This is a genomic window from Photobacterium sp. GSS17 (assembly GCF_028621875.1).
Lineage (GTDB): Bacteria > Pseudomonadota > Gammaproteobacteria > Enterobacterales > Vibrionaceae > Photobacterium > Photobacterium ganghwense.
Window position 1 is genome coordinate 1,714,055 of sequence record NZ_CP117517.1, and the last position, 25,679, is coordinate 1,739,733.

At 47.7% G+C, this 25,679-nt stretch carries 26 protein-coding genes; 15 read left to right on the top strand and 11 right to left on the bottom strand.

Annotated features, from left to right (window positions below; genetic code table 11):
- The first annotated feature begins 149 nt into the window (after positions 1–149).
- Both PGW97_RS07600 and PGW97_RS07605 read left to right on the top strand, forming a co-directional pair.
- Positions 150–575 carry a hypothetical protein gene (locus tag PGW97_RS07600; RefSeq protein ID WP_273859539.1) on the top strand — a complete coding sequence of 142 codons (426 nt, stop codon included), beginning with the start codon at positions 150–152 and terminating at the stop codon, positions 573–575.
- A 144-nt stretch (positions 576–719) separates the two neighbouring features.
- Positions 720–1,181, top strand: a complete 462-nt coding sequence (locus PGW97_RS07605; RefSeq protein ID WP_273859540.1) for a methyltransferase family protein — start codon at positions 720–722, stop codon at positions 1,179–1,181.
- A 132-nt stretch (positions 1,182–1,313) separates the two neighbouring features.
- On the opposite strand, the gene pdxY is transcribed toward PGW97_RS07605, so the two are convergent.
- Positions 1,314–2,168: a pyridoxal kinase PdxY gene (pdxY, locus tag PGW97_RS07610; protein WP_273859541.1), complete on the bottom strand. Its 855-nt coding sequence runs from the start codon at positions 2,166–2,168 to the stop codon at positions 1,314–1,316.
- 320 nt (positions 2,169–2,488) lie between these two features.
- Between pdxY and PGW97_RS07615 the strand changes: the two genes are divergently transcribed.
- The 5 genes from PGW97_RS07615 to PGW97_RS07635 all read left to right on the top strand — a co-directional run bounded on the left by PGW97_RS07615 (position 2,489) and on the right by PGW97_RS07635 (position 6,798).
- Positions 2,489–3,442: an HlyD family secretion protein gene (locus PGW97_RS07615; protein WP_047886664.1), complete on the top strand. Its 954-nt coding sequence runs from the start codon at positions 2,489–2,491 to the stop codon at positions 3,440–3,442.
- Positions 3,435–4,364: an ABC transporter ATP-binding protein gene (locus tag PGW97_RS07620; RefSeq protein WP_217393104.1), complete on the top strand. Its 930-nt coding sequence runs from the start codon at positions 3,435–3,437 to the stop codon at positions 4,362–4,364. The genes PGW97_RS07615 and PGW97_RS07620 overlap by 8 nt, the downstream gene beginning before the upstream one ends.
- 35 nt (positions 4,365–4,399) lie before the next feature.
- Positions 4,400–5,494 (top strand): ABC transporter permease, encoded by a 1,095-nt coding sequence (locus PGW97_RS07625; RefSeq protein ID WP_273859642.1) that lies wholly within the window; start codon positions 4,400–4,402, stop codon positions 5,492–5,494.
- A 50-nt stretch (positions 5,495–5,544) separates the two neighbouring features.
- Positions 5,545–6,099, top strand: a complete 555-nt coding sequence (locus PGW97_RS07630; RefSeq protein WP_217393103.1) for a GNAT family N-acetyltransferase — start codon at positions 5,545–5,547, stop codon at positions 6,097–6,099.
- A 117-nt stretch (positions 6,100–6,216) separates the two neighbouring features.
- Positions 6,217–6,798 (top strand): GNAT family N-acetyltransferase, encoded by a 582-nt coding sequence (locus tag PGW97_RS07635; RefSeq protein ID WP_273859542.1) that lies wholly within the window; start codon positions 6,217–6,219, stop codon positions 6,796–6,798.
- A 261-nt stretch (positions 6,799–7,059) separates the two neighbouring features.
- On the opposite strand, the gene PGW97_RS07640 is transcribed toward PGW97_RS07635, so the two are convergent.
- Complete coding sequence (locus tag PGW97_RS07640; RefSeq protein WP_254463179.1) at positions 7,060–8,577, bottom strand: multiheme c-type cytochrome; 1,518 nt, start codon at positions 8,575–8,577, stop codon at positions 7,060–7,062.
- 199 nt (positions 8,578–8,776) lie between these two features.
- Here PGW97_RS07640 and PGW97_RS07645 point away from each other — a divergent pair, with 199 nt between their 5' ends.
- Entirely contained in the window at positions 8,777–9,142 is a 366-nt protein-coding gene (locus PGW97_RS07645) for a hypothetical protein (protein WP_053061915.1), read from the top strand.
- 116 nt (positions 9,143–9,258) lie between these two features.
- On the opposite strand, the gene PGW97_RS07650 is transcribed toward PGW97_RS07645, so the two are convergent.
- Entirely contained in the window at positions 9,259–9,705 is a 447-nt protein-coding gene (locus tag PGW97_RS07650; RefSeq protein ID WP_273859543.1) for a nitrous oxide-stimulated promoter family protein, read from the bottom strand.
- Positions 9,706–9,924: 219 nt separating this feature from the next.
- Between PGW97_RS07650 and PGW97_RS07655 the strand changes: the two genes are divergently transcribed.
- A complete protein-coding gene (locus PGW97_RS07655) occupies positions 9,925–10,218 on the top strand; it encodes a hypothetical protein (protein ID WP_039461086.1) in 294 nt (97 codons plus the stop codon).
- Between the two features lie 425 nt (positions 10,219–10,643).
- Positions 10,644–11,285 (top strand): thiopurine S-methyltransferase, encoded by a 642-nt coding sequence (locus PGW97_RS07660; protein ID WP_273859544.1) that lies wholly within the window; start codon positions 10,644–10,646, stop codon positions 11,283–11,285.
- Between the two features lie 228 nt (positions 11,286–11,513).
- Here PGW97_RS07660 and purT read toward each other — a convergent pair whose 3' ends face one another.
- Positions 11,514–12,689, bottom strand: a complete 1,176-nt coding sequence (gene purT, locus PGW97_RS07665) for a formate-dependent phosphoribosylglycinamide formyltransferase (RefSeq protein ID WP_273859545.1) — start codon at positions 12,687–12,689, stop codon at positions 11,514–11,516.
- 408 nt (positions 12,690–13,097) lie between these two features.
- On the opposite strand from purT, the gene PGW97_RS07670 reads away from it, so the two are divergent.
- Positions 13,098–13,502, top strand: coding sequence for a hypothetical protein (locus PGW97_RS07670; protein ID WP_047886671.1), 405 nt, complete (start codon positions 13,098–13,100; stop codon positions 13,500–13,502).
- A 263-nt stretch (positions 13,503–13,765) separates the two neighbouring features.
- Here PGW97_RS07670 and PGW97_RS07675 read toward each other — a convergent pair whose 3' ends face one another.
- The 7 genes from PGW97_RS07675 to sbcB all read right to left on the bottom strand — a co-directional run bounded on the left by PGW97_RS07675 (position 13,766) and on the right by sbcB (position 20,675).
- Positions 13,766–14,740 carry a TAXI family TRAP transporter solute-binding subunit gene (locus PGW97_RS07675; protein WP_047886672.1) on the bottom strand — a complete coding sequence of 325 codons (975 nt, stop codon included), beginning with the start codon at positions 14,738–14,740 and terminating at the stop codon, positions 13,766–13,768.
- Positions 14,741–15,043: 303 nt separating this feature from the next.
- On the bottom strand, positions 15,044–15,943 hold the full coding sequence (locus PGW97_RS07680; RefSeq protein WP_273859546.1) for a DMT family transporter: 900 nt from the start codon (positions 15,941–15,943) through the stop codon (positions 15,044–15,046).
- A gap of 156 nt (positions 15,944–16,099) precedes the next feature.
- Positions 16,100–16,987 carry a cytidine deaminase gene (gene cdd / locus PGW97_RS07685; RefSeq protein WP_047886674.1) on the bottom strand — a complete coding sequence of 296 codons (888 nt, stop codon included), beginning with the start codon at positions 16,985–16,987 and terminating at the stop codon, positions 16,100–16,102.
- Positions 16,988–17,272: 285 nt separating this feature from the next.
- Positions 17,273–17,953, bottom strand: a complete 681-nt coding sequence (locus PGW97_RS07690; protein WP_047886675.1) for a CidB/LrgB family autolysis modulator — start codon at positions 17,951–17,953, stop codon at positions 17,273–17,275.
- Positions 17,950–18,291, bottom strand: a complete 342-nt coding sequence (locus PGW97_RS07695) for a CidA/LrgA family protein (RefSeq protein ID WP_273859547.1) — start codon at positions 18,289–18,291, stop codon at positions 17,950–17,952. Before PGW97_RS07695 ends, PGW97_RS07690 begins: the two co-directional genes overlap by 4 nt.
- Positions 18,292–18,394: 103 nt before the next feature.
- Positions 18,395–18,922 carry a hypothetical protein gene (locus tag PGW97_RS07700; RefSeq protein WP_217393097.1) on the bottom strand — a complete coding sequence of 176 codons (528 nt, stop codon included), beginning with the start codon at positions 18,920–18,922 and terminating at the stop codon, positions 18,395–18,397.
- A gap of 331 nt (positions 18,923–19,253) precedes the next feature.
- Positions 19,254–20,675, bottom strand: coding sequence for an exodeoxyribonuclease I (sbcB, locus tag PGW97_RS07705; RefSeq protein ID WP_273859548.1), 1,422 nt, complete (start codon positions 20,673–20,675; stop codon positions 19,254–19,256).
- A gap of 213 nt (positions 20,676–20,888) precedes the next feature.
- Here sbcB and PGW97_RS07710 point away from each other — a divergent pair, with 213 nt between their 5' ends.
- From PGW97_RS07710 to PGW97_RS07725, 4 genes are all read left to right on the top strand, one after another.
- Positions 20,889–22,049, top strand: a complete 1,161-nt coding sequence (locus tag PGW97_RS07710) for a tyrosine-type recombinase/integrase (RefSeq protein ID WP_273859549.1) — start codon at positions 20,889–20,891, stop codon at positions 22,047–22,049.
- A gap of 193 nt (positions 22,050–22,242) precedes the next feature.
- Positions 22,243–23,172 carry a hypothetical protein gene (locus PGW97_RS07715; RefSeq protein ID WP_273859550.1) on the top strand — a complete coding sequence of 310 codons (930 nt, stop codon included), beginning with the start codon at positions 22,243–22,245 and terminating at the stop codon, positions 23,170–23,172.
- Positions 23,173–23,622 carry a hypothetical protein gene (locus PGW97_RS07720; RefSeq protein WP_273859551.1) on the top strand — a complete coding sequence of 150 codons (450 nt, stop codon included), beginning with the start codon at positions 23,173–23,175 and terminating at the stop codon, positions 23,620–23,622.
- Positions 23,612–25,663: a hypothetical protein gene (locus PGW97_RS07725; RefSeq protein ID WP_273859552.1), complete on the top strand. Its 2,052-nt coding sequence runs from the start codon at positions 23,612–23,614 to the stop codon at positions 25,661–25,663. Before PGW97_RS07720 ends, PGW97_RS07725 begins: the two co-directional genes overlap by 11 nt.
- Positions 25,664–25,679 lie beyond the last annotated feature (16 nt).

Below are 25,679 nucleotides of genomic sequence, written 5' to 3' on the forward strand. Positions count from 1 at the left end.
CCGAGGATATTGTCTAAACCGCAATAAACCGTATTAAACGAAATTAACAACAAGCCACTCGCTACGAGTGGCTTTTTTCTTTTCAAAAATAAAACTACACTGATTCAGTGTCTTAACATCGCAATTTGGTCAATATTCAGGAGTCAGAAATGAACCAGGTGAATAGCAAAAACGGTGTGAAATGGTATGGTGCGGGATGGCTTGCGTTAGCATTGATGCTTTCAGGGTGCGGTGAACCGGCTCAGGACAGTCAGTCATCACCAGCGCCCGGCGCTGATCAAGTCAGCAGTCCTGAACAAGCAAACGGCCTTGAGCAAGCCAATACCCCAGAGCAAGATGTACCAGAGTCGACGGGACAACCGGATGCTGCCGCAGAAACCAGCTCAAACGAGAAGGCTGATGACAATCAAGTGGGCGGCGACAGTGATGAACACGGGTGTAAAGCCTCGGCGGGTTATAGCTGGTGTGAGTCAACCCAGCAGTGCGAACGCCCATGGGAGCTTGCTGAGAAAATCGGTTTTGAGAATACAACAGAGGCATTTGAGGAATACTGCGAAGCTCCTTCTGAGCAGTGAGGATCATGCTGTGCTAAAGCCAGAACCAGTGCCAGAGAAAACGGAAAGCGCTGAAGCTCGGTTTTGAAGCTCAGTTTTGAAGCTCGGCCCTGAAGTAAGATACAGAAAGGATACAAGTTGTTTGAGAATGGAAGCAGATAAACGATGAAATCATTAGAGTTACGTATACCACCTTTGGTGTTGTTACTGGTGTTTGGTATTGCGGTAGGTGCTGCTGCGGCGTACGTTCCTCCGGTCAGTGGACTGATGGTGAGCGGGAAATGGCTGGCTGTAATCCTTATGCTGTCGGGTATTGGCGTAGCATGGGGCGGTGTTGTTAGTTTCAAACGTGCGCAAACCACGGTGAACCCAATGACTCCGGATGCCTCATCAGCTCTGGTGACGTCAGGTGTGTACCGTGTGACCCGCAACCCTATGTATCTGGGCTTTTTACTGATGTTACTGGCATGGTCATGCTGGCTGGCCAGTGGGGCAGGTATCATGCTGAGTGTCGGCTTTGCATGGTATCTGACCCAGTTTCAGATCAAGCCGGAAGAGCGCATGCTGGAAAAAGTTTTTCCGGGTTCCTATCCACAATACCTGCAACAGGTTAGGCGTTGGCTCTGACCTGCTGACTCGGACAGTGATTGTGCTCTAAATGAAAAGCCCTGCATTGCTACAATGCAGGGCTTTTTGCTGCTGATTGGCATTATGATGGCTAGCGTTTTTACCGCCACAGTTTAGCCAAGAAAAAAGCGGTTACAGCGCCTGTAGGGTAAAACGTTCCGCCGGTGTCACGATCTCGTTTTGTGCCGCGATCGTTTGCAGTTCCCATTCGCCACGGGCGGCGGTTTCTTTCAGCACCGCGTAGCACGCATCGTTACAGTGAGCGAAAGCTTCCACGGCATTACCTTGTGCCAGGAACTGACCGGTGAACAGGGCTGAAATCAGATCACCCACGCCAACCGGTTGTTTATCAAACGGCAGGTGAGGGCGCTGTGCCAGCCAACAACCGGCTTCTGTTGCCAGCATCATTGAAAACATCTCGTCCGACACGCTGTGTAAGTGTTTAACCACCACCATCTTCGGTCCTTTGTTCAGCGCAACACGGCACGCCTCAATGGCATCGCCCAGTGACGTGATTTCCATCCCGGCAAACTGGCTCAGTTCAAACTGGTTCGGGACGATGATATCTGCCATTGGCATCAGGGTGTTGATCAGCTGCTCGGCAATACCAGGAGCCACAATACACCCTTTGTCTGGGGCACCCATCACAGGGTCACAAACGTAAAGCGCGGCCGGATTCTCAGCTTTTACTTTCTTGACGGTGTCTTCAATCGCGGCACATTGCTCGGCACTACCCTGGTAACCACTGATCACGGCTTGGCAATTGGCCAGTTGGCCGATGGCAGACATGCCGTTGACCAATGCGTGAATGTCCTGCGCATCAAACGTGCGCCCGGTCCAGCCTTCCTTGTACTGGGTATGGTTAGAAAACTGAACGGTATGAATCGGCCAGACTTCAAAGCCCATGCGCTGAAGCGGAAACACGGCCGAGCTGTTGCCCGCATGGCCATATACGACATGGGATTGAATCGAGAGAATACCTTTCATTAATAAATCCTGTAGGGGTACGTTTATGCGGTGGGATAATAAAGTGACTCATGGTGTATCACAATCTTTTCCCGCAAAAAAGCGCTTGTTAGCGTTTTTATGTTTTGTGGCAGTTGGTTATGGCGAGAGTACCTGTGTCAGACGGCGGTGGCATGTTCTCAGCTTTCTGATGCCTTTCAAGTATGCGCAGAACGGAGAGGTTGTTGTAAAAGTGACATTTCATTCACCTCTTTATGCGCAGAGTGTGAATCTAACCCACTCTATTTACGGGCAATCCCGCTACACTTTTTGCTAAATAGACAACAGAGCACGGTTGGCGTATGGGAATAAAGGGAATCTGGCTGGGAGTCGCGATGATCGCGCTGGCAGGCTGCGACAGTCAGCCACCAAAGCAGGCACTGGGAACGATTGAACGTGACAGGGTCACTCTTACCGCAACAGCCAATGAGATTATCCGTGAGCAGCCGGTAGCGGAAGGGGATTACGTCCAGCAAGGCGCGGTACTGGTCAAACTGGACACCAAGCAGCAAGTGGCCATTCTGGCCAGGGCCCGGGCGGAAGAGGCCAAGGCAGAAGCTTTTTTGTTGCGACTGACAAATGGCGAGCGACCGGAAGACATTGCGGCCTCGGCGGCCCGTCTTGAACGCGTCAAAGCAACGTTACGGGAAGCCGAGCAAAATTACCGGCGTGTTAACCGGTTGGTGGACCAGAAACTGCTGAGTTACGCCGAGCGAGACAAAGCCCGGGCAGAGCGGGATGCCGCTCGTGCCGATGTGGCGTCAGCGTCAGAAGATCTGGCGAAGCTAACCAGCGGGGAGCGCCCTGAAGATATTAAACAGGCCGAAGCCGCGCTGGCTGCTGCCCATGCGGAAGTTGCTCTGCAGGAACAGGTACTCGACGATTTAACGGTAGTGGCGACCCGAAACGGTGTGCTGGATAGCCTGCCGTACAATGTCGGTGAACGCGTGCCCGTCAATGCCATTGTCGCGGCGATTCAGGCCGACACAGTACCGTATGCCCGAGTGTACGTGCCTGAGCCGTATCGGGTGAAACTGACCGTTGGTGACAGCCTGACCGTGTATGTCGACGGTGTCAGTGACCCATTCAGCGGCACGCTTCGCTGGATAGCCACCGAACCGGCGTTCACCCCTTACTACGCCCTCAATGAGCAGGATCGGTCCCGACTGGTGTATCTGGCGGAAATCGATCTGCCGGACTCAGCGCGTTCACTGCCCGCCGGGGTGCCGGCGCAGGTGGAGATGCCGGATGAGTGATTATGCCATCTTAGCCAGCGGGCTGACCCGGAAGTTCGGCGATTTTACCGCCGTTGAAGGGCTGAACCTGAAGGTGCCGAAAGGCAGTATTTATGGTTTTCTCGGTCCGAACGGGTGCGGTAAGTCGACGACATTGCGGATGCTAACCGGGTTGCTGAGCCCGACCTTTGGCGAGGTGGAAGTTCTTGGCTTGTCGATTCCCAGACAAGCAGAGTTGTTACGACGCCGTATTGGCTACATGACCCAGAAATTCTCGCTGTACGATGACCTTTCGGTATTTGAAAACCTGCAATTTATCGGTGAAATCTATGGCATACCGGCGCGGCAGCGCCGGATTCGTATTCAGGAGCAGATGGTGACCTATGGCCTGGATCAGCGATCCAGACAGCGCGCCGGAGAAATGAGTGGTGGTCAGCGCCAGCGACTGGCACTGGCTGCAGCGACGATGCATGCGCCGGATCTACTGTTTCTTGATGAACCGACCTCTGCGGTGGATCCCGAAAATCGGCGTGAATTCTGGGAGCAGTTGTTTGATTTATGTGATCAGGGCACCACGATACTGGTGACGACCCATTACATGGATGAAGCTGAACGCTGTCACGCTCTGGCGATCATGGAATCTGGCGTGGTGCGGGCCGATGGTCCGCCAGAACGGCTGATGCAGGAAATGGGCGTGAACGTGGTGGAAGTGGAAGCCAGTCAGCTCCGTCAGCTTAAGGAACGATTGCTGAAATGTGCAGAAGTGCGCTCTGCCGCTCAGCTGGGAGTAAGACTGCGGGTGCTGGTGCGAAAAGAAGTGGCAGATCCGATTGCCTGGATGACCAGTCGGTTTCCTGAACTGCGCTCTGAACAATTGAATCTGGCACGACCGAGTCTGGAAGATGTGTTTGTCACCTCCACCGGCGGGGAGGGACGGCAATGAGAGTGGAAGAGAAGGTCACATTTCTGCGTGCCTGTGTGATGAGCCTGCTGCGAATGAAAGCCATCATGAGCAAGGAGATCCGCCAGTTGTCGCGGGACAGAATTACATTTGGCATGGTTGTCATGATTCCGCTCATTCAGCTGCTGTTGTTTGGTTACGCCATCAATACGGATGTCCGTAATATCCCGATTGCGATCGTTGATCAGAGTGAATCGGCACTGGGACGGATGATCACCGAATCGGTGAAAGCGACACAGGTGGTCCATGTGATCCATCGGTATCCGACGGTGGCTGAAGCCGAGGAAGCCATTAATCAGGGGCTGGTGCGCGGGGTACTGGTGCTGCCTAAAGATTTGACGCAGCGAGTGGCACAACAGCGTACGGTCGGTCAGTGGCTGGTGGACGGCTCTGACACCATGGTGAGTACCGCACTGCTCCAGCTTCAGACTATGCCGCTCAGAGAGCTGGTCAATTATCAGCCACCGCCGCCCAAAACTTTTGAGGTGGCTCTGTTTTTCAACCCGGAACGGCGCTCGGCGGTTAATATTGTGCCGGGGTTGTTAGGGGTGATCCTGACCATGACTATGATCCTTTTCACTTCTGCGGCCATCGTGCGCGAGCGTGAACGCGGCAATCTGGAGCTGTTAATTACCACGCCGGTACATTCGCTGGAGCTGATGATCGCCAAAATTATTCCGTATATTTTTGTCGGCCTGATTCAGGTCACCATCATTCTCGGGTTGGGGCATTTCATTTTTGATGTACCGATTAATGGCTCCCTGAGCCAGATATTGCTCGGGACGCTGCTGTTTATCGCCGCCAGCCTGACACTGGGCCTGATGATTTCAACCGTGGCGCAAACCCAGTTGCAAGCGATGCAGATGACAGTGTTCATCCTGCTACCATCGATTTTGCTGTCCGGCTTTATTTTTCCGTATGAAGCCATGCCGATTCCGGCGCAATGGATTTCAGAAGCGTTGCCGGCTACCCATTTCATTCGGTTGATCCGTGGGATCATTTTACGAGGGGCTGATCTGGCCGATCTGTGGCGCGATGCGGTGTGGCTGGTAGGCTTTACCGTTATCGGTCTGATTGTAGCTTCACTGCGGTTCAAGAAATCACTGGATTAATGCAATACCCTGATATAACGTGAAAATATTGTTATGAAAGGAGATGCATTTTGTTCAAATGGAAGCTTGATGATGAAATAAACCTTTGTCTGGTACACCAGCGTTTTGTTCCCCGCTATGTCCAGTTGGCGGCGGAGAACAAAGCGTACCTTTCTCAATGGCTGGCCTGGCCGGCAGTGTGTTCAACCGAAGAGGATTTTCGGCAGTTCGTGGCAGGTTCGCTGCACAAATATGCTGACGGCGTTGCCATGAACTGCGCAATTGAATACCGCGGCGAGATCATTGGAAACGTTGGCTTCAACAGCATTAATCCTACGCTTCAGGTGGCCGAGATTGGTTATTGGATGGCGGAATCCTGCCAGGGTAAGGGCATCATGACACGTTGCTGCCGACATCTGATCGATTATGCGTTCAGTGAACTGGCGATGGAAAAAGTCCAGATTTCTGCTGCCGAAGACAATACACCGAGCAGGGCCGTGTGTGAGCGATTAGGGATGACGCTGGAAGGCATCATAACTCGCAAAGAAAAAGTTGGCGATCGTATTCTGAACCATGCGGTTTACGGTTTTTACCGCTCTCAATCCAGTTCTGGATCCCTGAGTTAACTCAGGTGTGCCATGCATTATCATTTTGTGCGAACCCTCAGCGAATTTCTCTCATCGTAGGGATGAGTAAGAGGGATGAGCCATTCACTTCACCACATTTTGGCATCAGGACTGATTATGACGCAGCGAATTTTTGAACTGGAAACTAAACGATTACGACTTCGAAGCTGGAAGGCTGAAGACCTGCCGGTTTTTGCTGATATGACCGCAGACCCAGAGGTGATGCGCTATTTTCCCGCTCCGCTGAGCCGGGAAGAAAGCGATGCAGGGGCCAGCCGAATTCAGGGGCTGATTAGCCAGCGCGGCTGGGGATTCTGGGCAGCAGAGCTCAAAGAAACCGGTGAGTTTATCGGCTTTGTCGGTCTGCATTTTCAGGAAGAAGGCGTTGCTATTCCCAATACGCCCTTTGTGGAAATTGGCTGGCGTCTGGCCAAATCTCACTGGTTGAAAGGGTATGCGTCGGAAGCTGCTCGGGAAGCCTTGCGTTTTGCATTCGAACAAAACATCGCCGACGCAGTGTATGCGTTTACCACGCTGGAAAATATTCCTTCGCAAAAGGTGATGGATAAAATTGGTATGAGCAACACGGGGCAGGATTTTGACCACCCCCGTTTATTGGATAAACCCATTGCTGTAAAACGCCATTGCCTGTATCGCATTACCCGTGACGAATGGCTGGTTAACAACAATAGCCAGTAAGGAACTGAAAGCATAAGCTTTGAATGTCCTTAGTTTTAACTGCTTGGCTTGGCTTGGCTTGGCCAGCTACGCATTTGCCCCGTTACTCAGGGGACACGGGGCAAATGCGAAGGACGCTGGGCTTAAAGACAGTGATAAACTAAGTATCCATTTTCTTTACCCAGCTTATTCTAAGCTACTCAGCTTATTCTTAGTTACCAAGTTTTCTCATTAAGCGTTATGCCGTGCTGATTGCTAAGTGATTGAAAGTAATCAACATAGTTAATGGTGGCTATCCTGAGCAATCAGGTTTGGCAAAGGCTCATTTTTGACAGCCAGTGTTGTGGTTGCCGCCGTCATCTCCACGATATCCACTTTCATTTTGCCTGCGCCCAATAGTTCGTCGACCAAATGCTGAGAGAAAGGCCAGTATTTCAGACTGGCAGCAAGGGTCAGCTTGCCTTTGCTGTCCTCAGGGACCACAAACGTGTAATCGACAATGGCAAAGCCTTTGGGGGGGATCCGGTTATCTGCCAGAACCCGGTCAACTTCCCAGACGTTCAGATCCACAATGTCGCCGTTTTTGTCTCCCAGCCAGACTTTAAAGTTACGGGTTCCGGCCTCTGTTTCGCCGTTAACGACAGCGCCAGAGCGATACAGTGGACGGTTTTTGTCGTGACTAGCACTGAAATCGATCCAAACTTCACGGCCTTCCGGGAAGCCGGTTGGCAATTTGTGTCCGGCACCGGTGTTAGTCACTTTGACCTTAATGGTTACCGGTTCGCCCGGAATAACATGGCTCGGCAAGTTCATGAACTCAATGGTTGCGGCAGAGCGCAGCATGTCCCGGGACAACTGAGCACTTTCCGAATGGCCCAGGTACTCCAGTAACGTCGAGTTACCGCCGGAAAAATCATGTGAGTAAATGTGCTTGCGATCTTTTCCCATGATGGCGGATTTGCCCGGGTTGTCTGACGTACCCGGCCCCGGGGTCATGTGGCAATCCTGACACTGGACACCTTGCTCGTTATACACACTTTCCTGCCACTCATCGTAGGTGCGTTCAATCGGGGTGCTGTTCATCGGGTGGGTGACATTGTGGCAAACGGAGCAGAATTCGGAGCGGGTGTGTAAATCAGAGAATTCGGTTTTGTGGTACGGCGATTCGGCATCGGTTCTTGGCCCCAGTTTTACGTGCATTGCCCGATTGGGGGTTAAGACGTAAGCGGCGTTGTCGTGCCCTGACAGTTCAGAAATGTTATGGCATACCTCACAGTTCACGCCCGGAAGTGTCTGATCACTGCCTATCATGGCGGAGGTCGCTTTCATACTGGTCATCCCGATTGGGCTGTGACAGGCGATACAGAAATTATCGATCTCACCCTTGGTGGCTTCGCTGGCTCGTTTAAAGAGCGCCTGATAGATAGGGTCATCCCAGGAATTCGCCATTACCGACTGGCTCCACTGTCGGTAAATTTCCTGATGGCAGCCTTTGCAGACTTGCGGGTCTTCAAACATTTCGGGTTTAAGATCCATCCCGCCGGTGCTGGCGCGGGAGGGGTAAAACGGCATTTGGGCATCAATCTCAGCCTGTGAGGTAGGTTTATGGGGATGAAGCCATTTTTCATTCCCCGTCGGGTGCTGCGCCAGTACCACAAAAGGTAATAACAGCAGCCCCCAGATCATGCGTTGAGTTAAGCTATTCATCATCCACATCGCCATACGCAGAACCATATGCTGAACAATAGTTATCCTCACGCCCCGAACATCGGGCGTGTGCCGGTAGCTCATTGTTTTCATGAGGGTATCCTTTTGGTGTCCTAATAGTGACTGCCCAGAAAAACAGTCATGATGAGTGTAGGAAAGACAAGGCTGAGACTGTGTGTCTTGTTTTGTAATCACGTATAAATACTAGGTGTATCTGTACGGATTATCTGACCGCATCCAAATGCGATTGAGGTATACTGGAGGCAAGTTGTTATCTTTTGAGGGAAAATTCGTGAAGTACTTAAAGGCGTTGGTCGCTGTGAGTGCCCTGACAATGCTGCTTGCCGGATGTGGTGAGAAATTGCAGATCACAGCAAACCCGGTAAAAGACGTACAAACCATGCAGTATCAGGACGAGCAATTGAATGTGTACTGCGTGACCGGTATTTGTCAGTTTGAGCTGTCATCCAACAAAGACATTACACTGACTGTGAATATGCATTACAGCGAAACACGTAGCTTTGACAAAATTGAAGGGGTGAGTGTTACCGGTTCGCAAGGTTCGACGGTGCAAATGCTGGGTGGTAATCGTTTCTCGATGGCGCTGGTGGCGAATGACTCACCGACCAAAATTCAGGTCGTTGATTACTACCGATAAACGCAGCTGATTCACAACAAACAAAAGGGTCATCCGAGGGTGACCCTTTTTTGTTGTTGTCGATTTTTACGCGATTGGCGGCTAATCGCTAGTCGGCGCCGGATTACTGCGTGTGATTATCTTTTCTGGTTTCTGGTTTCTGGTTTCTGGTTTCTGGTGTTTTCCGCTTCCAGTGCTTTGCGTTTGTGGCGATTAGAGGCTTTGTCTTGCGGTTTTTCTGGCACCGGCCTTTTTTCCGCAATCAGGTGGCGGATTGCCAGGATAGGGTGGCGAAGCAACATTCGCGGACCAGAGTAGCGCATTATTGTGCGAGATAGGGCTTTGTAATCGGCTTTGTAGCAGTGGATCGGGCATATTCGGCAAGTTGGCTTATTTTCACCGTAAGGACAGCGATCCAAGCGGGTGTGGGCATAGTGCAAAAAGTCGCGACAGCTATCGCACAGCGTTGGCCCATGGTGATCCCGGCAGTAGATTTTCACCATAGCTTGAATGGTTTTTAATTCGGTATCGAGACTGCCCAGCAAAACCGGGGATGGTACAGGGGAGGGGGCCTGGTTAGTCATGACTCACCTTCGACGTCATTGCTTTAAACTTATATGTAAAATATAACTTTAAAGTGGCGGTAATAATTTGACCTAAATCTTAATTTTTCGCGTAATTTGGGTTGCCGATGTTAATAGAAAGAAAAATTCACGGAATTCTGTCATGAAAGCATGCTGAATGGGTTGATTTCGTTGGGTTTGAGCAGTAGTATCCGCACCTCTTTTTTTATGGTGGTGTATATGAGCAGATTTGAGTGCCTAGAAAGAATCGTCGAGGAATATCGTAAGAAAGTTCGCGACGCGGAGTTTAATAAACAGAATGACAGTGAAGTCGCAAAAGTGTTGGTTCTGCTTGTTGGAAACTCTATGTTCAGCTTGGCAGATGAATTTGCAGATTGGGTAAATCGTGGTGGCGATCGTAGCTACGGTGGCAAGTTCTTCGTTTCTAAGCAGCTGATGACCCTGCTGGAGCCAGTAACTTTCCGTGGCGTAACTGTTCGTCGTGACTCGATCAAGCTATTCCGAATTTCTTAATTCGATAGATAACATCGATTATTCAATGACTCTCATAAAAGAAAATTGAGAAATAATTTTTAATGGATTTTTGCCCTTGCTAAATTCCATTAGCGAAGAAGGATGCCCAGGCATCCTTTTTTGTTGGCTGGCATTTAGCGCAGTCATTTCACCAGGATGGCTGATTATTGTCCGAAATGGTGCGTGGTTGTGTGATAAGTGCTCTCTGAAACGATGCTGGTGGCGTTCTGGCCGTGACTCTGTGGGATGCAGGGGCTGAGTCGCTAAAACGGTCTCAGAATGCGGCTGAGAAGGTCTAAGAGCTGGGATCATGTAAGCGTTGCATCGCGTTTTTCTTTTATGCAGCGTGATGTCACTCGGTTAGCCATTGTGGATGAAGTTTGGTATAAACGTGCCAGTCAGCCTGAATAAATGAGAAGAAATCAATGGATGCAGAATTTTGGCACAGCCGCTGGGCGGCAAACCGCATCGGTTTTCACCAGAATGATACCAACCCAATGCTGGAACGCTTCTGGCCGGAGGTAAAGGCAACGCGTGAAGATGTCGTGTTGGTGCCGATGTGCGGTAAATCACTGGACATGACCTGGTTGGCGGAAAAACACAATCAGGTAATTGGCATTGAACTGAGTGAGATTGCGGTTCGCGCTTACTTCTCTGAGCACCTGTATACCCCGCTGGTAACGCCACTGGGCAATGGCCAGAGTTTGTATGAGTTTGATGAAATTTCCATTTACTGCGGTGACTTTTTCTCGACGCGCATTGAACCGACTGATGTGGTTTATGACCGTGCAGCACTGATTGCGATGCCGGAAGCAATGCGTCAGATGTATGTGGAAAAGCTGCTGTCGTTGGTTAAACCGGGTGGCCGTATTCTGCTGGTTACAGTGGATTACCCGCAGCATGAAATGGACGGCCCTCCGTTTTCTGTGGCGAAGGAAGAAGTGGAGCGTTTGTTCGAAGGCTACCAGATCCGTCATCTGTCACGCGAAGAAGGCGATGAGAACCATCCGCGTATCCAACGTGGGGTAAGCTGGTTTGCAGAAGAAGCCTGGTTGATTTCGTTATAAACGACGGATTACGTGGTAAGTGGCTAAATAACCTGAAAGTGTAATCACGAATTGGTTATGAGCCCGTCGTAAAATCAAGCGAATCAGAATCATAAAAAGGAGCCCGAGGGCTCCTTTTTTAATGTCTAGATCTCAATGCAAGCTAAAATACCAGGCTTTAGTGCCAGATTAGTAATGCCTGCTTTTTCGAGCGCGGCCTTTAGGGCACAGTTTTGATGTAAGGTTGAGTTACAGGATCACTTTTACATCCGCAGCGGTCGCTACGGCATCATCGACGGCACCATCAATGCTGTCACGACGGGTCAGAGCCACACCCAAACGACGGCGACCATGAATATCCGGTTTGGCAAACAGACGAACCTGAGTATTCGGACGGGCCAACGCCGTTGCCAGGTTATCAAAGCGAATGTTCTCAGAGATGCCTTCAGCCAGAATCACAGCTGACGCACTCGGGCCATATTGTGTAATCGAATGAATAGGCAGTCCCAGGAAAGCACGAACATGCAGAGCAAACTCTGACAGCTCCTGGGAAATCAGTGTGACCATCCCGGTATCGTGAGGGCGGGGCGACACTTCGCTGAACAGCACCTTGTCACCTTTTACGAAGAGTTCAACGCCAAACAGACCGTATCCACCCAGCGCGTTCACCACTTTTTCTGCTGCCGCCTGAGCGGCTTGCAACGCCGCTTCAGACATTTGCTGTGGCTGCCATGATTCGCGGTAATCCCCGTCTTCCTGACGATGGCCGATAGGTGCACAGAAATGCACGCCATCTGCAGCACGGACTGTCAGCAAGGTGATTTCATACTCGAAATCGACAAAGCCTTCGACAATCACCCGACCAGCGCCTGCTCGTCCGCCTTCTTGCGCATAACGCCATGCTTTCTCGATGTCTGCCGCTGTTTTCACCACGCTCTGACCTTTGCCTGACGAGCTCATGATCGGCTTGACCACACAAGGCATGCCAATCTGCTCAATAGCCGCAGTGAACTCTTCAAACTGATCACAGAACGCGTACGGCGAGGTTGGCAGAGCCAACTCTTCGGCAGCCAGACGGCGGATACCTTCGCGGTTCATGGTCAGTTTGGTCGCGTTGGCCGTAGGAACAACGTTCAGTCCCTGCGCTTCCAGTTCAACCAGCATATCAGTTGCAATGGCTTCGATTTCCGGTACCACGTAATGCGGTTTTTCCTGCTCAATAACCGCTTTCAGGGCGGCACCATCAAGCATGTCAATCACATGGCTGCGGTGAGCCACTTGCATGGCCGGGGCATCTGCATAGCGGTCAACCGCGATAACCTCAAGGCCGAGGCGCTGACATTCAATCGCCACTTCTTTCCCCAGCTCACCAGAGCCAAGCAGAAGAACACGGGTTGCGTTTAAACGGGTAGCTGAACCAATCATCGAAAATCCTTACCGAGTGTCAGTGAATAGTCGGCATGATACCGGATTTTATGAAATGCGCAAACGTTTGCGTGTGTGATTGTATACTTGCTTTGTTGTTTATCCCCCTTGATTTATAAATAAATGGTAAAACAGATTAGGCGATAAAAGTATGGCAAGGTGCGGCGGCTGTATTTTGTTGTGACGCAGTCAAATGGCTTAACAGGAATAGCGGAGAGTATTTCATCTACATGGTTGATACACGCTACAGGCGAGGAGCATTTGTCTGTTCGTATGCTGAAAAGTGCAGCTGCAAAACGGTGTGCAGAATTGTAAAAGTTCTGTCATTCCTGCCGGTCTGGCCTCGAATTAGGACATTTTTGCGGCTAGATTACCCAGCATAAATTCAGCAATAAAAAGTAGTGGATCATGAAAAAAGCAATTCTAGGTTTAAGTTTGTTAGCGGCGCTGCCGCTGTCGGCTCATGCGGCTCAGTCTATTGGTGCCTTCTTCGGTAGCCCGATGTCGGGTGTCCAGTACAAGCATCACGATCTGCGTTTCTCGCTGGGGGTGGATGACTTTGGTGTGGCGGTAGATAAAACCTTTAATCTGGGTTCTCTGGCCAATGATCCGTCTATGAACAATTTCTACACCTTCGTAGGCGGGCAGTATGTGGACGACAAACACAATAAACTGGGCGTACGTGCCGGTGTTGGTTTTGAAGTGCCGGTCGAGCGTTTCGAGATTTACGGTGAACTGGGCCCGACACTGTACATGGTTGAAGATTTTGATGCGGATCTTGAAGGCGCGCTGGGTATTCGTTACCGTTTCTGATAGCTGTTATCCGTGATTCATGCGACTGACTCTGAGGTATAATCGAGCCGGTTCTATAGAGTCTTTCGCATGAGTTCCATCCTCATTCTTTCCGGTTTCGGAGAGAATGAGGGGGCTGTGGAATGTCTATTCCCTTGTTTCTTGTGTTATCGGTATTCTGTTTACCGGGATTCTGTTTACCGGTATGCAGCTTATCGGTTTCAGACTAGTGACATCCTGCTTTTCTGCGCAGTCCGATTTACCGTAAACAGCGAGTTGTGTCGCTATTCCTTCATTAACCCGGCTTCAATGTAATACTGTTTCGCGCCGTCATGGAGGGGAGCGGTCAGTCCGTCTTTGATCATCTCTTCTTTCTTCAGTAGGGTAAACGCGGGATGAAGCTTCTTGAACGTCTCGAAGTCGGAAAAAACAGATTTCACGACCTGATAAACGATGTTCTTATCCACTGATGCTGAAGAGATCAGTGTCGCCCCGACACCAAACGTGTGCACGTCTTTGGGATTTCCCTGATACATACCGCCGGGAATGGTGGCTACCCGATAAAAATTATTCTCTGCTATCAGCTTGTCGATCACCGGCCCTGAAACATCCACAATCACACTCTGACAGGCCGTCGTGGCTTCTTTAATGGCACCGCTTGGGTGTCCCACGGTATACACCATGGCATCGATTTTGTTATCGCAAAGGGCCTTTGACTGTTCCGACGCTTTTAACTCAGCGACCAGGCTGAAATCGGACTGCGACCAACCCATGGCCTTCATTAACACTTCCATCGTGCCACGCTGTCCTGAACCGGGATTGCCGATATTGACCCGTTTTCCTTTCAAATCAGCAAACGTTTTAATCCCTGAATCTGCTCTGGCAACCACGGTAAAAGGTTCGGGGTGAAGGGCGAAGACTGATCTCAGCGCTTTGAACGGGCCTTTCTCGGCAAAAATACTGGTGCCGTTGTACGCGTGATACTGCCAGTCAGATTGCGCGATACCTAAATCCAGCTCACCGGCACGAATGCTGTTGATGTTATAGATTGAACCACCGGTGGATTCGACGGAGCAGCGAATGCCATGTACCGGTCTGTCTTTGTTCACCAGCCGACAAATGGCGCCTCCTGTTGGGTAGTACACGCCGGTTACGCCCCCGGTACCAATTGTGATAAAGGTTTCGGATAAGGCGGAGGCGGCCAGAAGCAAACTGAAGCAGGACAAACAAGCGATAGTCAGCGTGCGGAACCGTTTCATAATGACCTCGCAGATACGGGCAGAGGAAAGAAGGGTTGGGTGTTACGTTGTGTTTGCTGATCAAGAGTGGTTTGATTCACAGAGAATGTTCAGCAAACGACATTAGGTCTGAGTCTAGACGTTGAGAGAGTGAGACTTGTCGTGGGATTAAGACAATCCCTGTCGCCTGTGGGGGTCAGCTTAGGCTATGAAACTACAGCTTCTGAAACCATAGATTCTAAAACCTTAACTGACACCCGCAGACGGTGGGGAAGAAAAGTGAGACAGCGCGCGATGCAATCAAACTGCGACCGACAGACAGCGTTATGCTCTTGCAGCCTGTTGACCCGCCGCTTTCTTATTCTCCCACTGAGTAATGAACGCCACAGAGGCAATTATGATGGCTGCGCCCAGCCACAAACGTCCTGGCGGTACCCAGCCAAAAACCAGCCAGCCTGCCAGTACATTCAGCGGCAGTTTGGCATGATCAAAAGGTTGCACAAACGACGCATCTGCCACCGCATAGGCTTTAGCGATAGCCCATTGTGCCAGTGCTGTCATCAGACCCGCTCCGAACAGCAACAACCAGCTGAAACCAGTATCGGGCATTGTGAAATCAGGTACAGCCAGAAAAATATTGAAGGGAGTGATCAGAATCAGCAGATACACCACCATAGTGGCCGGTGGATCATACGCTGACATCTTCTTCACCATCAGGGAATAACTGGCCCAGAAGAACGCGGCACCGACCGGTAACAGGCTGGCCCAGTTAAAGCCGTCGGCCCAAGGTTCAAGAATCAGCATCGCTCCCAGAAAACCTGTCAGGGTAGCTACCCAACGCGCCGTGCCGACTTTTTCTTTCAGAAAAATCCCAGAACCAATCGTGGCAAACAACGGCGAAGTCATCAGTAATGCAATGCCTTGCCAAATTGGAACCGGATAGGCAAGCGCCCATAGCCAGAGCTGGATACCTATTACCGCGAGGAAAACCCGCAGGCAGTGCATGCCAAAATGCTGAGTGCGTAGTGCACGACGAAGCCCTAGCGTCCGAAGCCAAGGGAATATCGCGACCAGAGCAATGGCGTACTGAATGAGTGCGACAGTGGTTGAAGGGATGCCGAAATTGATACTGACATACTGTGCCAGGCTGTTAACCAGGGCAAAAGCCAGTCCGGCGATCAGCATCCAGCTGGCACCCTGAATAGGATTATGTTGGTGTGACATTCAAATTGATAGGGTAATGAAAAACTTGAAAAATCATACCCGCGAGAGGAAGGATAAGAAACCGCTTTCTTTGGTTGCTGACACAAAAGTATAAAAAAACCGCCATTACGGCGGTTTTTCTGATTTTAAGCATGACTTTTACGTATTTACGATGGATTACACCGCGACGTAAGTCAGAGGAATGTCGGGATTCAGCGCTTCCAGAGTGGTCTGGGTATCAGCTAGGTGGCTGATCGTACTGTCCGATTTCTCAACCAAAGCGACTTCCTCTATATCAGCCAGCGGGTAGCCAGCCATGTTCATATTGATCATAGCGACTTGCAGCGGAGGCAGACTCGGGTTAAAAGCTGCGTTTTCTGCGTACATGCCCACAAAAACGTTTCCGTCTTTGGCTTTTAGCGCAACACCGCTGAAATTGTTGGTGTATGGCGCGTGGGCACGGTTTGCCGCCTGACAGGCCGCCTGAACCAGTGTTTCGGTTGCTTCTGTGTGCATGCCGTGATCAACGGTTGCCAGCAGGGCATCGGTGATGTTCAGGTCGGCAGGGCCGAACGATTCAGGTAAATATTCCTGCAGATTTTTTGCCTCGCGCTCAGGCAGTTGCACAATCAGATCTTTCGCTGACGTCAGCTCGTTCATGAACTGGCGACAGTGACCGCAAGGGCTGTAGTTGATGGTAATGTCCTGCAGGCCAGTTTCACCTTTTACCCAGGCGTGGCTGATAGCAGATTGTTCAGCATGAACCGTTTGCGACAGGCTGGTACCAACAAATTCCATGTTGGCGCCGAAGTACAAAGTGCCGGACAAACCGCGCACAATTGCGCCTACATTGAAATGCGAAATGGGGGTAATTGAATAAGCGGCGGCAAGCGGAAGTAATGCAACACGTAATTCAGTGTCTGTCATCTGAGTTTGTGACAGCAACTGAGCAAACACCTCAGGGCTTAGAGTTGCATCAAAATGATCCGCTTCCACGATCGGTTTGATGGCCGATGCTAAATCAGCGGGTAAAGCGCCTAAAGCATCCATTACTTTAGTGTGCATGAGTTATCACTCCGTCTTGTGTATGGAGAAATATTGTAGGCTGTGTCCTTACTTTGTTGTGTGATATTGATCACGTTATTGTTTTGTTTGTTTCATTGTTTTCATTATTGAGAGTGAGTTCACACAAGTTAATTTTCAAAGTGCAATATTTATCAGTGAGTTAGAGATTGTATTCGATTACCCACTCATTTTGTCTGTTTCTTAGTTTGGCTGATCCTGGTGAATCAATTGAACCTGTGCACTAAAGAAAACGCTAAAAAAGAATTATGCTAAGAAACATTAGCACTATTGAAACACCGCTGTGAGCAGTGGGAACAATAATGGTGCCAGAATTGATGTCATGACGCCGCAAATAACCAGTGCCAGCGAGCTGAATGCGCCTTCCTGATAATTTTCTTCTGCCGCCTTTGCCGTGCCCAGCGCGTGAGACACGGTGCCCATGGTCAGTCCTTTGGCGATAGGTGCTTTCACGCCAAAAAGAGAAAACAGCGGATAACCCAGAACAGCACCAAACAAGCCCGCGATAATGACCATGACTGCAGCGATAGCAGGCACGCCGCCAATCTGATCGGCGACCGCCATTGCGATGGGGGTCGTTACGGATTTTGGCAGAATCGATGCCGTCAGCTGGGCGTCGGCACCCATCATGAAAGCAATACCCGCCCCAGTCAGCATGGATAACACGCTGCCAACCAGACACACGGAAAAAATGACTTTCCATTTGGCGCGAATCTGGCTTAGTTGCTCGTACAATGGAAAGGCCAGAGCGACCACTGCGGGTTCCAGCAGGGCGTTAATCCATTTGTTCTGCTCAAAGTAGGTTTCATACGGTACGTGCAACCACATCAGAAGCGGAATAATCACCAGCAGACAAATCAGTAAAGGGTTAACAATCGGGTGCTGTAGACGTTTGGAGATAAGCCGTGCGGTGTAAAACACTACAACGGTAGTCAGAAGCCAGATCATTGTTTTTCCTTATAGTGTGTAGCAATGCCAATCACCATAAATACCACCAGGCTGCTGCCTAGGGTACTGAGCAAAATAGTTAGCGTGTTATCTGTCAGCAGGTCCAGATAATTCATCAGTCCGACACCGACAGGTACAAAAAGCAGTGCCATGTTCTTGATGAGTACGTGGCAGCCTTTCATCGCCCAATGAGCGGGGAGTAAACCCATCGACAAGGCAGTAAACAGGATTAACATCCCGATGATACTGCCGGGAATTGCCAGACCAGTCAGGGCCTGAATACCTTTGCCCAACATCAGGCAAATAAAGATGATAAAGAAAGAACGGAGATACGCCATGAGCCATTCACTATCAGGAATCCACACATTCATCATACAAAATAAATGTGACGCAGACCACACTAAAATGACCTGCTCGGACCATGGAAGTTAGATTGCAAAATCAGAATGTGGAGGCCACGATCATGGCGACCCCGGCCAGCGTCAGTATTGCCACAGAGATTTTGTGCCAGACGCTGTATTTCACGATTTTTTCGGTCGGGGTTTCTTCGTAATGAGGCGGGACATCTTCTTCCGGGGCCGGAAGGCTAGGCTTCAACTGGCTCTGATGTACCGTCCGGCATGTTTTGTCCGGCAGAGGCACACGGAATCCATAATGGGGCAAAACTTCAATTGGAATTGCCAGTTTGCCGTCTTTATTGAGCTTATCCGTCAGCGAATGGAAAATAGCATTGATGTCATAATGCTGCCCGCTGGCATCTTCGTAAGGGTCGATTTGAGAGAAGGCTTTTTCATACAAAGGTTCAGCGCTGATCACTTCCCCCGCGCAATAGCACAGTACTTCCAGCAGGCGGGATTCATGCTGAGTCAGCGACGTTTCTGACTTGTCTTTCCACACCAGCAAACGCAGGTCAGGCTCGAAGTCCACGTCAGGAAAACGGTAACAGCGTGTCAGAGTTCTGGTTGCCATATCAATTACTTCAATTCAAACTTCGAATCCATGAATGACAGTGTCCTGATGATTCCGCACAACCTGACAGGTGATCTCAGGTCAACCTGGTTATGCGGTAAATACGCCCAGCAGCAGGGCCAATAGACAACGGAAATAAGGTGTTGATTACACCGGTCTGATTTAAGTGTGAGCGGTGAAGGGGGGATGCGCAATTTCACTTCTAAGGATATTGTCTTAGAAAAAAGCCTCTTGCTGCACTTGCAGTAAGAGGCTAGTAGTTTTTATAGCATTTTCTGTTGGTTACTCAGAGTTGCTGGTGAACCATAAAAACAGCGAACTATCTGATTCTTTACACCAGTGACTCTACATAGTCATACACTGCTTTCAGAATCTTCATATCCCGTTCACTGGTTTGGTGTTCCATCGCCACAGCTTCCAGGTTCTGCATGTAACCAGGCAGCTTGGCTTCAAAGAAGTCCTGACAGTAATGTTTCCATTGCTGCTGTTCTTTATAATCCAGTGTCATCGGGAAGTGACGGGCGCGGTAACGGAACAACAGCGGCTTGATACGCTTGTCACTGACATTGATTTCAAGCTTACCCAGTTCTTCAGAAGGCGTTTTACGGATGATTTCCAGTGTGGAGCGATCCGCATCAGAGAAGAAACCGTCATATAACTGTGCATCCACATTATCGCTCGGCGTAAACTCACGATCTTCACTGTAGATAGCCAGCAGCTTCTCGCGCACTTCCGGGTGAGACTTCAATAGCTGCAGGTTTTTCAGACAGGCTTCACGGTCAATGCCGATACGCGCCGCATCTTCAGCACGCAGGGTTTTAGCCGGTGCAAGAATCGGACACTTATTAATGTGAACCAGCTTGAGAGGCACTGGCAACTCATCCGGCCCTAAGTCCGCTCGCTTGGTGTACAGACGTTCGCGCAGCTCATCGGCAGACAGCTCCAGCAGCGGCGCCGGGTCCATTGCCAGATTGACCGCAATTACCGCGTTCTTGTTATCCGGATGCCACGCCATCGGCACAATCCAGGTGGTATTGCCGCATTCCACGCCAAACATACCAGAAACGTGCATCAGCGGTGTCATTTCCACGATATCGATCAGGTTCTGTAATTTACGCTTGTTGCGTAGATCAAAGAAATAACTGAACAGTTTTGGCTGATGCTGTTTCACCAGCTTCGCCAGCTCAATGGTCGCATACACATCAGCCATCGCATCGTGCGCGTTAGCGTGTTCAATACCGTTGGCGACCGACAGGTGCTCCAGCTTGAAGCTAGGAAAACCATCTTCATTGGTCGGCCAGTTAATACCTTCCGGACGCAGCGCATAACAGGTGCGCATCACATCCAGCATGTCCCAACGCGAGTTACCGTTCTGCCAGCTCCAGGCATATGGGTCGAAGAAGTTGCGATACAGGGTATAGCGCGTAACTTCATCATCGAAACGGATGTTGTTATAGCCAATCACACAGGTATTCGGCTTAGACAGCTCATCATGAATGCGGGCAATAAACTCCGGCTCTGGCAGCCCTTTCTGGTGGGCTTCCTGCGGAGTAATACCGGTGATCAGACAGGCTTCAGGCGAGGGCAGGTAATCCACGGGTGGCTTACAATAAATCACCAGCGGCTCACCAATCACATTCAGATCCATATCGGTACGCACACCCGCAAACTGACACGGACGGTCATTCGCCGGGCTGGCACCGAAGGTTTCATAATCGAGCCAAAACAATGTTGGTTCATTTGTATCTTTCATAGTATTTTCCAGAAACCACTGCTTTCGTATTAAGTACTTGTTCTAACAATGGCTTTCAAATGCTATACTGTATGTATACACAGTAGTTAATTCCTGCGCAATAACGTTTGGGATTTGCATTTTCGTCCAAATCTGCGTCCAAAATTCTTGCGCTGTGTGTCCAAATCGCGTTCTAAAAGCAGCGTCCTAACAGGGACGAAACAAGGATTTAGTATGACAATCTTAGACCGGCAGCTGAAACTGATCGCCAAGCAAGAAACTTACGATGGCCCGTCCGAAATCAGTGACGGGGAAGGGCTGGTGGCCCGCATTTCACCTACCGCAAATATCACCTTTCAGTATCGCTGCCGATTCAATGGCAAAAGCCTCAGAATCAAGATTGGTAAGTATCCCGCAACTACCCTGAAAGAGGCAAGGCGGAAACATAAAATCATGATGGAATTGAGGGAATCAGGAAGAAATCCCGAAATTGCTATCAACGGTGAACAAGAATTCGTCACTTTAGACGACTGCGTAAATTATTGGCTTCAGCATTATGTCCCCACCTTGAAAAAGGGCACTCAGGCGCTCTATCGCTCCTTCGCCAGAAACTACTTCCTTGGCGCTTTCCCCGACAGAAACGTTGAAACCATCCCCGCCCGTGAATGGATGCAGTGGCTGGACGCCATTGGCACCGACAAACCCAAAACCGCGCATTCCCTTTTCGCTCAGCTGCGCTCTTGCCTGAACTTCTGTAAAAGCAAATTCATCATTGAGCGCACCGATCTTGAACGCATCAAAAAACAGAACGTCGGCACCCGCCCTGAAAACGGCAGCAGGGTACCAACCTGGTCTGAACTCGCCACTATCTGGCTGGCCATCGAACGCAGCCGCGCCAGCACCGCCAACAAAACCCTTCACCAACTCACCATGCTATGGGGCAACCGCCTCTCAGAACTCCGCCTGGCCCGCCGTTCCCACTTCGATATGAAAGCCGGTATCTGGACTGTGCCTAAAGAACTCAGCAAAACTAACAAGCCTATCCGCCGACCGATTCCCTCCAAAGCCCGAGCCATTTTAGAGCGCGTCATGGAAACCTACGACGACGTGCTGTTCCCAGGGCAAGACCTCAACACTCCAATCAGTATTGCCGCCGCCAACCGCTACATACGCCGCATACGTGCCAGCCTGCCATTAGAAGAGTGGCGCACGCACGATTTCCGCCGTTCACTTTCAACCGGTGCGTCAGAGCTGGGTGTGATGCCTCATGTGGTCGAAAAGATGTTAGGCCACGAGCTGGGCGGCGTACTCGCCGTGTACAACAAGCATGACTGGCTGGAAGAGCAGTTGGCAGGGTATGAAAAATATTCGGAGAGGCTGTTAAATTCACTCTAAACTAGTAAATATATGTATAAATACACATGCATTTATTTATAAATAATTTTATTAAACAAAAGGTTAACGGAGTTAAATGTGATTGAACTCTCAATAAATAAATTTAATACATGAAGGAGATAAAGCCGAGAATACACCGCAATGCTAACGAGGTTAATATTGTTCCATGTTATGCGCTGTGGTGAGTATGTGAGTGATTGAAACTAAAGTTGGAGTACTAGATGGAGGTTCATGGGAGGACCTCTGTCAGCAGGTCTTTAAACGAAAATACCTAGATTACCAAGAAATGGTATCGTCGCCAGGTGATTGGGGGATCGAAGGGTTCGTAAGGGGCGAGGGAATCGCTATACAGTGTTATTGTCCCGATAAATGGTATTCAAGTGCAGTTTTGCATACAAAAATTGTAGCTAAGATAACAAAAGACTTGAAAAAATTAGAAACCTATAAAATAGAGTTAGGTTCTAGAATTGGTAATGACCCTGATGATCTTATTAAGCGTTGGATTTTCTTAATACCATCATTTCCTAAGAATGATATATATGAACATTTACAGAAGAAAGAAAAAGAAATTAGAGGAAAAAATTTACCGTTCATTTCTTCTGAAATCAAGTTGCTTATCCATACAATAGATGATTACTATGATGAAATTCTAACCATACAAAATTTAAATGGGGTAAAGGTTCCATTTTCAGATTCTTATGATAGCAAAATTGTAAAAATTGATGAACCTAATGAATACTCTAACAATATATTTAGAAAAAACAAAGTTAGATGTACATCTGGCGGGGTTTATAAGGAATCGCGTCACTTAAAATTGAACGAAATTACTGAAGAAAAATTCATATTAGGTGATGAGTTAATAAGAAAAATAGAAAAATCGGCACCTGAAATATACAGGATGCTTTCAAAAAAAATTAACCAGTATGAAAAAGAAGTTGAAGAGATTTGTTGTACTTGGTTTGGTACGCCTTCCGACTTAATCGATAAAGTTAAAAGTCAGTTAAAGTCGAGGTTGATCAATGATGATAATATTACTGGTTCAATATGTAACTCTGATATTGATGAAATAGTTGATCATATGGTTTCTAAATGGATAGCACTTTGTCCACTAGAGGTTGAGTAGATGAATTCAATAAGATTTAAAAGAAAGGCGATGCCTGTCATATCAGATTATAGGCCAATGTATAAAATATCTTTGATTCTACTCATTTTGAAAGAGTGCTCGACAGGTGGGAAATCATCTTTGATAAGGCTGCATTTATTTAACTGGGCATTAAAGGATAAGTTAAGAACTGAACAGCTAATATTATCTGCAAAAAACAAAGAATTAACGTTCGATGTTTGGGGGATGGATCCGACTGTTAATTTTGCTCTTAATCATGCAGTTGAAAATGGTCTTGTTATTAAAATATCCACCGGATATAAGATAACTAACTTAGGGGAAGAGTTCTTAAAAAAATTCAAAATAAAGGAAGTTTTCCATATATACGAGGACTTTTTTTCAATAGTTAAGAAAAAGATCACACAAGGAATGGTAGATCAGATTGTGTTGAGGTGGAAGAATGAAGTTTAGAAAGCTTAAAGTTAAAATTTTCTCAGAGGGAGACTGGTACGGTTTTGAATATGAATTTGAATCTAACCTAAATATTATTCGTGGTGATAATTCATCAGGGAAAAGTACACTTGTATCCTCTTTGATATATTCCATTGGAATGGAAGAAATTATTGGAAGTAAAGGGCCATCTAGTTTGCCATATGCTTTACGCACTCATTTTGAGAGTGATGGAAAAAAATTGGCAATTTTAGAATCAATGACTTTAGTTGAAATTGAAAATTCAAAAGGAGAGATAATAACTTTCAAACGTTATATTAATTCAGAAAGTAAAGATACCAAACTTGTTCAAGTTATCTATGGTGATTATCTAACACAGAAAGAAGGCGGAATATTTGATTCTAGTCCGGTATACCTTCATGATGCTAACTCTGCAACAAACACAGAATTTGGTTTTTATGCAGTTTTTGAAAAATTCTTAGGTATTGAGCTGCCAAAGATCACTGATAACAAAGGTACTGAAAGGAAATTATATCTACAATATATTTTTGCTTCTATGCTTATTGAACAAAAGCGTGGTTGGACGAACTATATAGCTAATATTCCTTATTATGGGATTAGTGGTGTTGTAAACAAAACTGTTAGCTACTTGTTGAATCTTGATACGTTCGAAAAAGAAAAAAAATTAAATGAAAAAATTGCATTAAGAAATAGTTTGACTAAAGAATGGTCTGAAGTTGTATCAAATATAAAGTTAGTAGCAAATAATGCTCAGTTAACAGTAAGGGGTCTGGATTCTAGCCCTAAACTAGACTTTAAAGATTCAACAGTATATGTTGGCCATGCTTTAGATACATTTAAAAGCATTGATATATTATTAGAAGAAGAGAGGTTAAAATTAGAAGAACTTAACAAAACCTCAAGAGATAAGTTACGAGAACAACAGCCAAATTTAGCTGAGCAAATAGAAAAAATTCAGGACAGAATCGATGAATTAATAACTATGCAAAAAATGCATGGTGATAATGTTCGTATCAATGAGTCAAAGCTTAAACTATACTCCAGCACACTCTCTGATATTGAAGATGAACTTGAGAAAAATAAAATAACTAATAAGTTAAATAGATTTGGTGCAGATTTTAATCTTCCGATTGCGAATGATATATGTGCTACATGCCATAGTCCTTTGGATGGTTCTCTACAGCCTCAAGAAAATACAGTAATTAATATGACTGTAGATGAGAATATCAAATACTTAACAAACCAAAAATCTATGGTTAATGGACTAGTATATGGGTTGAGAAAGAAACTTGAAGAAAGTAAATCAAATGTTTTATTAGTAAATAGAGAAATTACTCGATTAACTAAAGAGCTTTCTTCATTAAAAAGAGATATTAAATCTGTAGAAAATGTGAGTGAAGTCGAAGTCAGAAGAAAAGTTTTAACTGAAAATCAAATTGAAAAACTTACACATGCAAAATTATCAATCGAAAAAGAAATTAAATCGTTGGTAGTTATATCTGATAAATATTCAGAATGTCAAGGCGATATTCAAGGTATGAATCAGTATGAGTTTTCTTATAATGATAACGTTAAGTTATCTAAGTTTGAGGATAAATTCAGAACACTTGCTGAATTGTTTTCTTACAGAAGTGCAAAACCAGAAGAAATTGAAATTAATAGATATACATTAATTCCATATTTGAAAGGAATTGAACTTAGAGAAATAAACGATAGTAAAGTATCAGATATTAAAGCTGACTCATCAGCAAGTGACTTTGTCCGATTAATTTGGTCGTACTTGATTTCTATATGCTATGTATCAAGCAAAAATAATGGAAATCACTTAGGTTTATTGCTTTTTGATGAGCCAGCACAACACTCAATGAGTTTAACGAGTATGAACAAATTACTTCTATCAATGTCTGAGTTAAGTGGCACCCAAACGATAGTAGCAGCATCATTTGAACAGAGTGATGCTGCGTTTGAAAAAACGACTGAAAACGTAAAATATAATTATATACGGCTTCCTAGCAAACTGATTCAAAGGCTAAATAGTTAATGTCGAAGAATTGTCG

Coding starts and splice junctions, on each gene's coding strand:
- PGW97_RS07605 (WP_273859540.1), top strand. CDS start 720: ATGAAATCATTAGAGTTACGTATACCACCTTTGGTGTTGTTACTGGTG.
- PGW97_RS07635 (WP_273859542.1), top strand. CDS start 6,217: ATGACGCAGCGAATTTTTGAACTGGAAACTAAACGATTACGACTTCGA.
- PGW97_RS07725 (WP_273859552.1), top strand. CDS start 23,612: ATGAAGTTTAGAAAGCTTAAAGTTAAAATTTTCTCAGAGGGAGACTGG.
- PGW97_RS07640 (WP_254463179.1), bottom strand. CDS start 8,577: ATGAAAACAATGAGCTACCGGCACACGCCCGATGTTCGGGGCGTGAGG.
- PGW97_RS07670 (WP_047886671.1), top strand. CDS start 13,098: ATGAAAAAAGCAATTCTAGGTTTAAGTTTGTTAGCGGCGCTGCCGCTG.
- PGW97_RS07720 (WP_273859551.1), top strand. CDS start 23,173: ATGAATTCAATAAGATTTAAAAGAAAGGCGATGCCTGTCATATCAGAT.
- PGW97_RS07700 (WP_217393097.1), bottom strand. CDS start 18,922: ATGGCAACCAGAACTCTGACACGCTGTTACCGTTTTCCTGACGTGGAC.
- PGW97_RS07615 (WP_047886664.1), top strand. CDS start 2,489: ATGGGAATAAAGGGAATCTGGCTGGGAGTCGCGATGATCGCGCTGGCA.
- PGW97_RS07675 (WP_047886672.1), bottom strand. CDS start 14,740: ATGAAACGGTTCCGCACGCTGACTATCGCTTGTTTGTCCTGCTTCAGT.
- PGW97_RS07695 (WP_273859547.1), bottom strand. CDS start 18,291: ATGGCGTATCTCCGTTCTTTCTTTATCATCTTTATTTGCCTGATGTTG.
- PGW97_RS07680 (WP_273859546.1), bottom strand. CDS start 15,943: ATGTCACACCAACATAATCCTATTCAGGGTGCCAGCTGGATGCTGATC.
- cdd (WP_047886674.1), bottom strand. CDS start 16,987: ATGCACACTAAAGTAATGGATGCTTTAGGCGCTTTACCCGCTGATTTA.
- PGW97_RS07620 (WP_217393104.1), top strand. CDS start 3,435: ATGAGTGATTATGCCATCTTAGCCAGCGGGCTGACCCGGAAGTTCGGC.
- PGW97_RS07690 (WP_047886675.1), bottom strand. CDS start 17,953: ATGATCTGGCTTCTGACTACCGTTGTAGTGTTTTACACCGCACGGCTT.
- PGW97_RS07650 (WP_273859543.1), bottom strand. CDS start 9,705: ATGACTAACCAGGCCCCCTCCCCTGTACCATCCCCGGTTTTGCTGGGC.
- PGW97_RS07655 (WP_039461086.1), top strand. CDS start 9,925: ATGAGCAGATTTGAGTGCCTAGAAAGAATCGTCGAGGAATATCGTAAG.
- pdxY (WP_273859541.1), bottom strand. CDS start 2,168: ATGAAAGGTATTCTCTCGATTCAATCCCATGTCGTATATGGCCATGCG.
- PGW97_RS07600 (WP_273859539.1), top strand. CDS start 150: ATGAACCAGGTGAATAGCAAAAACGGTGTGAAATGGTATGGTGCGGGA.
- PGW97_RS07660 (WP_273859544.1), top strand. CDS start 10,644: ATGGATGCAGAATTTTGGCACAGCCGCTGGGCGGCAAACCGCATCGGT.
- purT (WP_273859545.1), bottom strand. CDS start 12,689: ATGATTGGTTCAGCTACCCGTTTAAACGCAACCCGTGTTCTTCTGCTT.
- PGW97_RS07710 (WP_273859549.1), top strand. CDS start 20,889: ATGACAATCTTAGACCGGCAGCTGAAACTGATCGCCAAGCAAGAAACT.
- sbcB (WP_273859548.1), bottom strand. CDS start 20,675: ATGAAAGATACAAATGAACCAACATTGTTTTGGCTCGATTATGAAACC.